The organism is Bradyrhizobium sp. CB1717, assembly GCF_029714325.1.
Taxonomy (GTDB): Bacteria; Pseudomonadota; Alphaproteobacteria; order Rhizobiales; family Xanthobacteraceae; genus Bradyrhizobium.
Map to the genome: position 1 here is coordinate 7,387,971 of NZ_CP121666.1, position 13,007 is coordinate 7,400,977.

The window sequence follows — 13,007 nt, forward strand, 5'->3', positions numbered from 1 at the left end:
CCGCAGGACCGCTTCAGCACGACGCCGCCAGTGTTGGCCGTCGCAGAACATTGCCTTCACGTTCATGCAGACGAACAGCATCTAATGGAAGAAGACAATGCGACACGTGTCCTGTGTAAGAGCCCGTAGGCCGCGCTCCACATTGCCCATTTGTCGCCGTCTGTCGATCACTTTCGATGATAGCTTGGTATTCGGTGAGCCGCGCAAAGCATTCAAGCGCAGCGAACACGCTTCTTCAGATCTCCGCACCGCTCGACTTGGGCCACTCAGCGGCCACCGATGACGCTTTCTGTCGTTCTATCCACCCTGTCGTTGGTGGAATGTACCGATCTCGACATAACGCTTGAACCGCACGTGGCGTCAGATTGTAGGATCTTAACGCAGGCGCGACCGTGTCTGGCCACCCAACGGCTTTCGGCTAATGAGAATCGCGAATGTCTCACTATCTTTTGCGCACTTTCCGCCCCAGCCTGTCCCGGAGAACTTCCACGAAAGGTCCGTCGCACCTTCAATGCCCACCGGTTTCCTGGCTTGATGCGCTGGGGATTAGAGACTTTCGTCAAATACATCAGCCAGCGGACGGACGCGGCTCTTCGCCTGCAGCGCCTACCGGTGAGATTTCACGCCGCGCTTGTCGGATCTTTGGCTCCAACGAGAAGGAGCTTGCGCATGTGGCGCTCGGTTTCAGCGAAGAAGCGAGAGGAGACCATCCTTCCGCGATCATCGTGCTGATCGCCAAGGAGGCCGATGACCATGCCAACGAACAGGAGCGCGCGCAGTTGATCAACAGTTCCATAAGTAAGCAGGCCGGGCCGTCTGTAATCAAGCATCAATGGCGACCTGCGGCTTGAGAGAGCTGCGCGTTACGACCTTTTGCAGCTCGAATTCGACCATCGGAACTCCCCGAGTCCCTCGGCCCGCAGGCTCCGAAGCAATTCAACTCTTCCAAGCCGGCACCCCATGGGCAGGCCGCCGTCGCACCTGACGACAGCGCCGTTAAACGAGGGCTAAGTCGGCTTGGCTTTTGACGAAGATGTGGAAAATGAAGCAATTGCCCTTTGATACAGTTTTGATCGCTAATAGAGGTGAGATTGCTGTACGTATCATCAAGACCCTACGCAAGCTCGGGCTTCGCTCTGCAATCGTGTACCACGAGATCGATGCGGACACTCCCGCGGTCTCGATGGCCGACGCCGCTATACCAATCAGCGGGCGTACACCCATTGCGGCATATCTCGATATCGCCCAGATCATCGCTGCTACTCACAAAGCGCGGGCCGGCGCCCTTCACCCTGGCTATGGCTTTCTATCAGAGAATGTCGAGTGCGCCCGCGCGGTTATAAAGGCTGGCATCACCTTCATCGGTCCGGCTCCCGAAAGCATAGAACTCATGGGCGATAAAATTCGCGCTCGCGACTTCGTCCAGCGGAACGGATTTCCGGTCGCACCTTGCGCAGTTGAAGAAGACGATCCAGGGACATTCTTATCTCGCGCGCGAGCAGTCGGGGCCCCTTTGCTCGTCAAACCTTCGGCGGGCGGCGGTGGTAAGGGAATGCGGATTGTGCGCGATCTCGGATCGCTGGAGGACGCGATTGCGCAAGCTCGCAGTGAGGCTCAGCGATACTTCGGATGCAGTCGGCTTTATGTCGAACGATACATCGAACATCCGCGGCATCTCGAAGTTCAGGTGCTCGGCGACACGTTCGGACACGTTTTGCATCTTTTCGAGCGGGAGTGCTCGGTCCAACGACGATTCCAAAAGATCATCGAGGAAACGCCCTCGCCAGCGTTAACCTCCGATATGCGTCAACGATTATGCGACGCCGCCGTCGGAATCACGCGTGCAGCCAACTATCATAATGCCGGAACTGTTGAGTTCATTTTTGACGGAACAGAGTTCTATTTTCTTGAGATGAACACGCGCTTACAGGTCGAGCATCCAGTGACCGAGATGATCACCGGCATCGATCTTGTTGCCGAACAAATCTATGCCGCCGCCGGCTGTAAACTCGGATTTTCGCAATCCGACATCTTGCAAAGTGGTCATGCGGTCGAAGTCCGGTTGTGTGCAGAAGCGCCGGAACGAGGGTACGCACCCACAACCGGCAAGATACTTATGCTCGAGTATCCGGAGGGCGACGACATACGGATCGACAGTGGCATCTCGGAAGGTCAGAGAATTACGACCGCATTCGATCCCTTGCTCGCGAAGATTATCGTGCATTCGCCCACACGCTTGGAAGCTGTGCAGAAGGCAGGTCGCGCTATCCGGGAATTGGTACTTCTCGGCTGTGAAACAAACGCGAGCTCCCTGGCGCGCATCCTCGCGGATGAGGGATTTCTACGCGGCCAAGTTCATACGGGATATCTCGACGCGAATCCGTTGCTTGCAGAGAGTGGCTCGGGGGGCGCACTGCCGCCCTTCTTGGCAGCAGCCGCTCTGCTGACAAGACAGGTCCGAGACTCCGCGGATGCTGTACCCAAGCTTCACGCGGCGCTAGGAAGCTGGAGAAATTGAGGTGAAACACTGCTTTGAAGTCAATGGCGTAGAATATCCGGTATGGCTTGTACGCCACGAAGACGGATATCGCCTTCGCTTGGAGAATGAGGTGATTGCCTCACTGAGGTTCTCCCGCCAAACTGAGCGTCGCGGTACCCTCACTATAGCAGGTGAGTCCGAGCCAGTTAGATTCGTTGTTGATGGTGAGACTGTCCATTTGCATATGCGGGGCCTGGCGCGCAGTTTGCGTTATCGCGATCCCATGCGGGCCCCTGCTTCGGCTAGCCAGGAAACAAATCAGCTGATGGCCCGTGCGCCAATTCCTGGGATGGTGTTAACCATCAACATTGTGCCGGGACAGTCCGTGGCCGGCGGCGCAGCCTTGATGACTATCGAGAGCATGAAGTTGGAAACCATCATACGCGCTCCAAAGCATGGCGTCGTCAGCCGCATTCATTTCAAAGAAGGCGAAAGCTTCGAGCGTGACGCTGTACTTGTTAGCCTTGTAGAGGAAGGAATTTAGAATGCAGCGGATCGCCTCTCTGGTAGACCCGAGATCGGAAGGGTTTCGCGCCAACGAACTTCACAATAAGCGGCTTGCCACCGAGTTGAAGGCGCTCCAGCATGCCATCCGCTTCGACCGGCCAGCGCGAGAAATCGAGCGGCTGCAGCAACAGAACAAGATGTTCGTTCGTGATCGGATCGAGGCATTACTCGATCCTGATACGCCGTTCCTGGAGCTCTCGACGCTGGCTGGCAACAGGGCGTACGACGGTGAGGTGCCGAGTGCGGCCCAAGTCGTTGGCCTAGGAATCGTTGCTGGTCGCGAGGTTATCGTTCACGCGGATGATCCCAGCGTGAAAGGGGGGGCCTGGTATCCGCATTCGGTCAAGAAGATCGTGCGAGCTTTGGACATAGCGATCGAGAATCACCTGCCTGTGATTCATTTGTGTGATTGCGCTGGCGGTTTCCTACCGATGCAAGCCGAGTTTTTTGCGGATAAATACCATGCTGGACGAATCTTTCGGAACCAGTCCATACTCTCGAAGATGGGAGTGCCGCAGGTCGCTATCGCAATGGGTCATTGCACCGCGGGGGGCGCCTACGTTCCGGCACTCAGTGACTACAACATTATCGTCGAGGGCACGGGAGCGATTTTTCTCGGCGGCCCCCCGGTTGTCAAGGCTGCCACCGGCGCGGTAGTTACTGCCGAAGAGCTTGGTGGCGGCCGCGTGCACACCAGCGTATCGGGGACGTGCGACTATCTCGCCAGGTCCGAGGCACATGCGATTGCGATCGCTCGTGACCTCATCGCTCGCTTCCATCAGCCCGCGAAGACCCTGATCAACCGGGCCGCCCCGGAGCCGCCGGCCTACGACGTGTCAGAACTGTATGGTATCCTTCCAAGGGATCCACGCGCGCAGCTCGAGATGCGAGAGGTCATTGCCCGTCTGGTCGATGGCAGTCGCTTCCACGAATATCAGCCTTGCTACGGCGAGACTCTGGTGTGCGGCTTTGGACAGCTCCACGGCTATCAAATCGGTGTCCTGGCGAACAATGGTGTGCTCCTAAGCGAAAGCGCACTGAAAGGTGCTCATTTCATTCAGTTGTGCGACAAGAACCGAACACCCCTTCTCTTCCTGCAGAATACCACCGGTTTCATGGTTGGCCGAGACTACGAAAGGCGAGGCATAACCAAGGATGGCGCTAAGTTGATCATGGCGGTGGCTGGAGCGTCTGTGCCCAAATTCACGCTCATTTGCAGCAGCTCCCATGGAGCCGGCACCTACGCTATGGCAGGACGGGCATTTGACCCACGCTTTTTGTTTTCCTGGCCGAACTCTCAGATCTCAGCAATGGGCGCCGAACAAGCGGTGGGCGTGCTCACACATGTCAAGGCAAAGCAATTGGCGTGCCGGGGTAGGCGACTTTCGGAAGAGGAGCTGACGGCCATTCGTCAGCCCATTGTGGAAGAGTATCGGGAGCGGTCGAACGCCTACTATGCGACATCCGAAATATGGGACGACGGAATTCTTGATCCGGTGGACACCAGGACCGCCCTTGCTATCGTTCTTAGCGCCTCGCTCAATGCGCCCATCGCGGCGCCCCATTACGGCGTCTTCAGAATGTAGTGGCGGCACCGGAGATCGAGATCAGATGAAGGCAAGACACGATGTTCCTCCGCTACACCAGAGCCGGCGTGCCATTCGCATTCCCAGACGCGCGGCCAAAGCGCCGTGCTCGCTCCCACTCACGAAGGAGGCCCTGCGACGGAGAGCTCCACACACACCGTCGGCGTATAATCCGCAAGACTTGGGTCTGGGCGCACTTTAAGGGATTAGGTATGGCGTTGCGCCCGGCTCGACGGCAGAGCGAACACTCCCCAGGCTTAATCAGCCACAAACCTCGACTTGAGTCGGCTTCGCGCGGCCCAGTTTGAAACGGTTCCTCCCATATGTCGGGTTTCTACGGCGTACGCCTCGATCATGTTGCTCGTCTCTGGCGCGTGCAGGCTGGCTTGTGCCCGACCCTGATGCCGACGTAGAGCCCAAAGAAGTCGTGCAGCCGACTATGACATCGCGCGAAGCTCAATAGTCAAGGAATCTGCGTCTATGCTGTGCCCAAAATGTCACTCGAATAAATGGTACCAGAGCGCCTTGCACGATCCCTGGACTGGCCGACCGGTGAGGGCGTGTAGTGCTTGCGGCGAGTATGCCGATTACGACTGCCCGCGGCGCAACAAAGCGGTTGCGCTCATCGCCGGCGCGTTATCGGATGACCTCAACAAAGAACATCAGGGCAGTCCGCGGGTGGCTGCGGAGAACATCTTGGATGCTCTCGAGAAAGCTGGCCTGACAATCGCTCGCACTGAGACGATATGGACACGTCTTTGGCGGAGTTAAGTTCCCTCCCGCCCGTCAGGGAGCTTGCTGCCCCGATTGACGTTGGCCTGCAGCCGTAGCGCTGATTGCTCTTGCCTTCAGACCTGGATCGTCATTAGGAGAGCTGCACTGCGCTCTAGTGATAAGTGAGTGCGACGGTGGAATTTCCGCGGCCCGATACAGCTTATTCGCGTCACCTCAAACGCGACGCCAATGCCTACTACGTCGAATTTGACTGCCAATTCGCGTGATCCTTCTACATGTCCATGGTTGGCGTCGGCAGATGATTGTCGCTTTGCGAGCGTGGACGACCGTCCGCCAGAATAAGCCGCTAGAACGCCGTCGCAGGGCTTGAAACGCACGTTGCGTCAGGTTGTAGCCTGTACGCTGATCGTGGCGCCAACCTCGATCTATTTGGCCCCGACGGTACTAGCGCGATTGGGCCTATAAAGAGCAGCATAGAGGAAGGCCCCGTGTGCATCGACTTCTAACTTATGACGCGAGCGGCAGGACACTGTCATGGGCCACGGGCAGACGGTACGCCGCGCAAGAACGAAACGGCCGCAGCCGAAGGCACCGTCTTTCCCTGCGGCTGCGATGGCCTGGAACACGGCGAATAGATGTATTTGTCGTGAGTTCCTGAGGGAGGTTCGACTTTTTGTCGCGAGATGAAGGGCCGACGACACGCTTCGTCCACCCGACTACCAGATCACCCAGCTACTTCCGCGACCAGCAGCAACCAAGATTGGGCTCGCACTCACCATGGACTCCCTCAAGTCTAGCATTGGGAAAGTCGCCACCGGCGCCGGATTGACCCACGAAGAAGCAGCATCAGCATTCCAAATAATCATGTCTGGCGAGGCCACGCCTTCACAGCTTGGCGGGCTCCTGATGGCGCTGCGGGTGCGGGGCGAAACCGTCGAAGAGATCACGGGAGCGGTTTCGGCCATGCGCAGCAAGATGCTCCGGGTGAGCGCGCCCGCCGAGGCAATCGACATTGTCGGCACCGGAGGGGATGGTTCTGGCACCGTGAACGTGTCCACATGTGCCGCTTTCATTGTCGCAGGCGCTGGCGTTCCAGTTGCAAAACATTGCAACGGAGCGGCCTCATCGCGCTCAGGCTCCGCCGACGTCCTCGCCTCGCTCGGCGTGAGGCTTGATCTGGATCCTGATCGCGTTGGCCGCTGTGTGCGCGAAGCTGGAATTGGATTTATGTATTCGCCCATCCATCATCCCGTGATGAAGCACGTCCGCTCGACACGGACCGAGCTTGCGACTCGTACCATCTTCAATATGCTGGGCCCGCTAGCCAATCCGGCAGGGATCACGCGGCAGCTTGTGGGGGTTTTTTCGCGACGGTGGGTGCAGCCTTTCGCGGAAGTGCTGAAGACTCTTGGCGCTGAGTCGGCCTGGGTCGTGCATGGTTTGGATGGGCTCGACGAGCTCACACTTACCGGTCCTACTCTAGTCGCCGCACTTAGCGAGGGCAGTATCCGCACATTCGAGGTGACGCCGGAGGAAGCAGGCCTCACTCGTTGTGGCGGAGAAAGTCTAAAGGGCGGCGATGCCGACGCTGGCGCAGTGGCGCTACAACGCGTGCTGGAAGGCATACGAGGCCCGTATCGGGACATCGCGATTTTCAACGCCGCAGCAGGGCTGGTGGTCGCCGGCCACGTCAAGACCCTAAAGGAGGGCGTCGCCCTTGGAGAGCAATCACTCGATACGGGCGCCGCAGCGGCCCGACTGAAGCGTCTGATCGAAGTGTCAAACGCTTGACGACGGGATAGCCAATGTCGGACTTTCTGAGCAGGATCGAGGCCTATAAGCGCGAGGAGATCATCTACGCCAAGGGAGCAGTTCCGCTATCAGAGGTCGAGGCGCTCGCACGGCGTGCTCCGGCGCCACGTGGATTTGTCAGCGCGATCCGCAACAAGCATGTTGCGCGCGAGTACGCACTAATTGCCGAGATAAAGAGGGCATCCCCCTCTAGAGGGCTCATTCGCGCCGACTTCGATCCGTCCTTGCTGGCGAAAGCCTATGAAGCCGGCGGAGCAGCCTGCCTCTCGGTCCTGACGGATGGGAAGTCCTTTCAGGGACATCTCGATTTTATGATGGCGGCGCGAGCTGCAACAAGTCTGCCGATACTGCGAAAGGACTTCATCTTCGATACCTATCAGGTAATCGAAGCGCGCGCCTATGGATCTGATTGCATCCTGATCATCATGGCGGCTCTCGACGACGGCGCTGCCCGCGATATCGAAGCCGCCGCACATTCATATGGTATGGACGTCCTAATCGAGATCCATGATCGGGAGGAGCTCGAGCGCGCGCTAAGGCTTCATTCGCCCATGATTGGCATTAACAACCGTAACCTGCGTACCTTTGTGACAACCCTAGCGATCACAGAAGCGCTGGCGCCGCTGGTTCCACGAGACCGTTTAACCGTCTGCGAAAGCGGCATCTTTGCGAATTCCGATCTGCAGCGGCTCTCACGGGTGGGCGTCTCAACTTTCCTCGTCGGCGAGAGCTTGATGCGACAGTCCGATGTCACGGCAGGAACCCTTGCGCTGCTATCGCACCGGCCTGCCGTTAGGCCCGGAACGCATTGATGCACGCAGAATCCTCCGCTTCGACTCGATTAGCTCCCGTTCGGCAAGAAAGGCATCGGCCTATGCGCGTGGCAGCAATCGCCTCGACCTACATTGACGGTCCGGCCAACTCTTTCGAAACGTATCGCAATGATCATCGAATACTCACGTAAACGTGGCCTACACCTGCACGATCCCTTCGATTTCCGTAAGCTTAAGCTCGTATTCAAGGCTGAAGCGCCTGTAGGATCGCCTGCTTTAAGAGGGATTGTCATCGCGGACAGGGACAATGCACTGGTACCTGTTGATCTTATTCCCGTTCTGCCAGGCACCCCGCATGACGATAACTCCTGGGCAACAGCTTACCGAAAGATGGTTGAATTGGCCCGCGAGCTAAACTGGATCGATGTCGACGCAAACGCAATTCGCGTGCACATCGAGAAAAACTTCTGATTATGGACGCCCCACTCCCGTAGCGAGGCGGCCTATTCAGTAGACGTTACCCCCCGGGTTGCCGCAGGTATCTGCCGCCGGCCGTCATCGGGGAGCAAGGGGATTGGTCTGGTGGCGGTCCAAATCGGATCTTGGATGGCTTGGCGTAGCGGGCCCGCGACCGCCTGGGAGCCGCTCCTCAATCAACCGATGACAACGCAATCGAACTCCACGAACCACGATCTGACTTTCCATTTGGGCACGTCGGAACGACGACGATGTCAACGACGAAAACGGCGAGCGACTGATGATAAATCTTAGCACTCTGGTTGAGCGCAACGCGGCGTTCGAGGCCGACAAAGCCGCAATCCATTTTGAGGGGACCACGTTGACCTATGGCGCTCTCGTCGGCCGTATCGAACAGGCCGCGCGAGCCTTGAAAGCCCGGCTCGGCGTCGAGAGAGGTGACCGCATTGCGATCCTTAGCCTCAATCGGCCTGACTATCTCGTTCTGCTGTATGCCTGCGCCCGGCTCGGCGCAATTCTCGTACCGTTAAATTGGCGGCTTGCGATCGCCGAGCAGCTCTTCATCCTGTCCGATGCTGGTATCAAAGTCCTTGTGCTTGAACCGGCCTTTGAGAGACTCCTCCCGACGCTAGCGGAGCAGTTGCCCTCGGCAACCATTATAGGATTCGACTTTGACCCAGTCGGCGGAATCAAATGGTGTGAGCTGCTCGAGGAAGCGCGCGGTGATGACCGCAACGCGTATGTCGATCTGTCCTGCCCACTCCTGATCGTCTATACGTCGGGAACTACGGGACGACCCAAGGGCGCTGTGCTGCGCCAGGAAGCCTTGCTTTGGAATGGCGTCATGAGTCGGCACATGCATGGGCTCGACCCCAGCGATCATATCCTGTCCGTGTTGCCTTTGTTTCACGTCGGCGGCCTCAACATTCTGACCACGCCAGCGCTGCATTACGGCGCAACCGTGACGCTCCACGGGCGGTTTACGCCAGAGGCAACGCTTGCAGCGTTTGAGCGCGATCAACCCACGTTAACTGTATTGGTGCCAGCGACGATCCAAGCTCTGGCCGGTCATCCCGGGTGGCCGATGGTCAACGTATCCTCACTGAAGGCCATCTCCACCGGCTCAACCATGGTGCCAAGGCACGTCATCAAACAATTGGCCGAACGCGGCGTAACGGTGCTGCAGGTTTATGGCTCGACGGAAACCAGTCCAATTGCTCTCTATACACGGCGAGGCGGCGATCTCACACGTGATGGTTCGACCGGACTGCCGGGCCTGTGCTGCGAAGTGGCAATCATGAATGATGCCGGCGATAGGCTGCCGCCAGGCACTGCAGGCGAGATTGCAGTACGCGGGCCCAATCTCTTCTGCGAATATTGGAACAACCAACATGCAACCCGCGAGGTTTTGCGCAACGGCTGGTATTATACTGGCGATGTCGGTCGCCACGATGCGGATGGATATTTTTGGGTACTGGATCGCAAGAAGAATATGATCATTTCCGGCGGAGAAAACATTTATCCGGCGGAGGTAGAGCGGGTGCTTACGGGGCACCCCGATGTCGCGGAGTGCGCCGTTATCGGCCGGCCCGACCCTCGTTGGGACGAAGTGCCCGTCGCCTATGTAGTCAAGCAGCCCGGGGCCCGGATTGAGGCGGACCTGCTGATCGCCTTTGTGAAGGCGCAGCTCGCAGGCTTTAAGGCGCCACGCGAAATCATCTTTACAGATGGGTTGCCGAAGACGGAGTTGGGCAAAATCCAGCATTTCAAGTTGAAGGAGCTCGATGCCCGCACAAGCAGTCAAATCTAGGCAGATTGAATGTATGGGATTGGACACCAACGGTAGTATCTACCTTTCAAGCCCGACTTGGCTACTCAAGCCATCATCGCCTCCAATCTGCTTCGGGCCTTCTTGTGTCACACAAGATCGCAGTAATCGGTTCGGAGTTGTCGACTAAAACAGGTAGTCGTCCGTATGAATCAAGAACCTCGGACGAGCCGAGCCAGGAGAGAAACTTGGGCGCAACACAAGTTTCCCCCACGGCGAGGCCCGGAAGTGATAGCCAGCACTCGAGCACCGCGTCGATGGCGTCTCCTTCGCGATACCATCGTTAATTGCCCGTGCCGCACTCGATCTGATCTGGCGATGACCGGCTCGACAGTGGCCCCCCGCGGAGTGCGCTTGGTTTGGTGGTGTAAGCCGCCATTTCTGTCCCGAGATGAACGCCCTTAGCGTGTAATGCGGGGAAGTCGCGGCGACAGCCGGTCGAGCCCCGTGCGCTCGATGCTGTTTAATTGCCACCTCCATCTGGAGGATGACGGTTACAAGTGTGTGATCGTTAAGCCGTTGCAGAGCATCGTCTTCACATGGGCCACGAATTGCCCGTCTTGGCGTGAACCAGCGTGTTGCCGACCTAAACTTCGGCGCCAAACGTAAGGTCGTAACCGGTATGCGCTCCCACATCCGCAGTGATCCGCGGGCGCGTGCGTAGCGGATCGGCATCCAGTATTGGCGCAGCGCCTCGACGGCCGCTCGAATATCGAGGTGGGCGTTGCGGAGAAAGTCCTCGGTTTCGCGGCCGCTTCGCGGCGGTCCGAGCAGCGGACGGCCCTGATCGTCGCGACAGTGCAGCAGGACGGGCAGCAGCAGGCCGTGATTGACGTTGCTGGTGTCCAGCAACGGCGCCCACGCCGACAGCCTGAGCCGCATCGCGACGCATCGATATCGCCGTTGGCTTCGCGCCGGTGCATCGGCGCGAACTGGCGAGGCGTGGTCGAAAGGGTCTGGCGGATCTCGTTATGATGCAGCGCGACGGCGGAAATCGCCGCGAAGTCCGGGGTGCCGACGTGGTTGAAAGCATCGGCATCGATGGCGAGCAGCGGGCAGATCCAGTCGAGCGGGCTCATCGACACCGGTCCGGTCACGATCGCGGCGACGTAGCCATCGAGCGTGGGAATGCTGGTGGCGACAGGATGCCGATCAACGCGAGCCTGGAGCCATCGCTCGAGCTTCTTAATGGCATCGCGGCTACCGCCATCGCCGACGCTGCTTTATGACGACACGGGCTCATGCCGCGGCCTGTGCGGTGCGCTGGCGCGCCGCCTTCCAGTTCCAGGCGAGCAGCTCGTGCAGCTGATGGCTCTTGGTTTGCCCGGACAAGATGCGGTCGGCCAGGTAGGCCTGCGGGTCGAGTTCATGGAGCTTTGCCGTGTTCCCGAGCGACGCCAGGATCGCCCAGCTCTCGGCGCCGCCCTCGCTGCCGCTGAACAACGAGTTGCGTCTTCCCATGGCAATCGGGCGCATGGAACGCTCGACCGTGTTGGAATCGACCTCGACGCGGCCGTCGCGGAGAAACAGCGTCAGGCCATCCCAGTGATTGAGCGCATAGTTGATCGCCTCTGCCAGCTTCGACTGGGAGAAGGGCTGGCCCACGATCTCGGTCAGTCGCGCCTTGAGCGCCACCATCAACGCTGCGCTCCTGGTGCGGCGGGTGGCCAGCCGCTGCTCCGCACTGTTGCCGCGGATCGCGGCTTCGATCGCATAGACCGCCAGCAGGCGTTCGATCACCTCGCGCGCAAACGGCGATTGCGTCGTTTTGAACACCTCGACGAATTTGTGTCTGGCATGGGCGAGACAAAAGGCGAGCTGGATCGCGCCGCCATGGTCGCGGGCCAGCGCCTTGTAGGCGGCATAACCGTCCACCTGCAGAATGCCGGAAAAATCCGTCAATTGTCCGGCGATCTCCTCGGTGCCGCGGCCGTCGGCGAACACGTAGGCGACCGCCGGCGGCGAAGGGCCACCCCATGGCCGGTCATCCATGGCATGCGCCCAGAACTGCAGATGCGAGTGCGATGTCGTCCGGGATCGAGCACCGGCATCGGAGTCTCGTCGCAGAACACGCGCGGCGAGGCCTGGATTGTGCGCAGCTGGAGCTCATAGAGGCTCTTGAGCCACCAGGCCGCAACGCTTCGCCCAGCCGGCAAGCGTCGATCGGTTAAGATGGATGCCCTGGCCGGCCAGAATCTGCACCTGCCGGTACAGCAGCAAATACCAGGCGAACTTGGAGACCACCACGTGAGTCACGAGCGCGGTTGAGGCCATGCCGCTCTCGATCAGGCGTGGCAACGCCTTCACCTGGACCACGCCATCGGTGCAGCCGCGGCAGGCGTATTTGGGACGGATCGTCCGCAACACGCGCAGGATCGCCGGGATCACGTCCAGCACCTCGCTGACGTCCTCGTCGATCTTGTGGAGCTGGCCCTGGCAGCACGGGCAGGCGGTCGCCTCCGGCTCCAGCACCTGCTCACAGCACAGCAGGTGCTTGGGCAGCGCGCCGATGTTGCGGCGCGCCTTCTTGCGTGTCAGACGGCTTCCCGCAGGCGGGGTGGCGCCGGTCTCAAGGTCGTCAAGCTCAAGCGCGAGTTGCTCGGCCACGAGCGTGGCAAGCCGCTCGTCGTTCTCGACGTCAAGCGCGAGCACCATCTCGGTCAGAGCCGCCGGATCGGTCGGGAGAGCATCGGGGCGAATCGCCATGATCGAACGATACATGCGCCCACTCCATGCTCCAGCGAAATCCT

General features: G+C 59.2%; 9 protein-coding genes and 1 pseudogene. 8 read left to right on the plus strand and 2 right to left on the minus strand.

Annotated elements, in window-relative coordinates:
- The first annotated feature begins 671 nt into the window (after positions 1–671).
- The 8 genes from QA649_RS34640 (at position 672) to QA649_RS34675 (ending at position 10,239) form a co-directional block, all read left to right on the plus strand.
- Positions 672–851, plus strand: a complete 180-nt coding sequence (locus QA649_RS34640; protein WP_146006643.1) for a hypothetical protein — start codon at positions 672–674, stop codon at positions 849–851.
- A gap of 191 nt (positions 852–1,042) precedes the next feature.
- On the plus strand, positions 1,043–2,518 hold the full coding sequence (locus QA649_RS34645) for a biotin carboxylase N-terminal domain-containing protein (protein WP_283021161.1): 1,476 nt from the start codon (positions 1,043–1,045) through the stop codon (positions 2,516–2,518).
- 1 nt (position 2,519) lies between these two features.
- Positions 2,520–3,023: a biotin/lipoyl-containing protein gene (locus tag QA649_RS34650; RefSeq protein WP_283021162.1), complete on the plus strand. Its 504-nt coding sequence runs from the start codon at positions 2,520–2,522 to the stop codon at positions 3,021–3,023.
- A gap of 1 nt (position 3,024) precedes the next feature.
- Positions 3,025–4,632: a carboxyl transferase domain-containing protein gene (locus QA649_RS34655; protein ID WP_283021163.1), complete on the plus strand. Its 1,608-nt coding sequence runs from the start codon at positions 3,025–3,027 to the stop codon at positions 4,630–4,632.
- Between the two features lie 1,512 nt (positions 4,633–6,144).
- A complete protein-coding gene (gene trpD / locus QA649_RS34660) occupies positions 6,145–7,158 on the plus strand; it encodes an anthranilate phosphoribosyltransferase (RefSeq protein WP_283021164.1) in 1,014 nt (337 codons plus the stop codon).
- 14 nt (positions 7,159–7,172) lie between these two features.
- Entirely contained in the window at positions 7,173–7,991 is an 819-nt protein-coding gene (gene trpC, locus QA649_RS34665; protein WP_283021165.1) for an indole-3-glycerol phosphate synthase TrpC, read from the plus strand.
- A gap of 129 nt (positions 7,992–8,120) precedes the next feature.
- Entirely contained in the window at positions 8,121–8,423 is a 303-nt protein-coding gene (locus QA649_RS34670; RefSeq protein ID WP_283021166.1) for a hypothetical protein, read from the plus strand.
- 289 nt (positions 8,424–8,712) lie between these two features.
- Complete coding sequence (locus QA649_RS34675) at positions 8,713–10,239, plus strand: AMP-binding protein (protein ID WP_283026164.1); 1,527 nt, start codon at positions 8,713–8,715, stop codon at positions 10,237–10,239.
- Positions 10,240–10,751: 512 nt separating this feature from the next.
- On the opposite strand, the gene QA649_RS34680 is transcribed toward QA649_RS34675, so the two are convergent.
- The gene (locus QA649_RS34680) at positions 10,752–11,447 is read right to left on the minus strand and encodes a UPF0149 family protein (RefSeq protein ID WP_349254085.1); all 696 of its coding nucleotides are present in this window, start codon (positions 11,445–11,447) and stop codon (positions 10,752–10,754) included.
- A 49-nt stretch (positions 11,448–11,496) separates the two neighbouring features.
- A pseudogene (locus QA649_RS34685) lies at positions 11,497–12,963 on the minus strand (IS66 family transposase).
- Positions 12,964–13,007 lie beyond the last annotated feature (44 nt).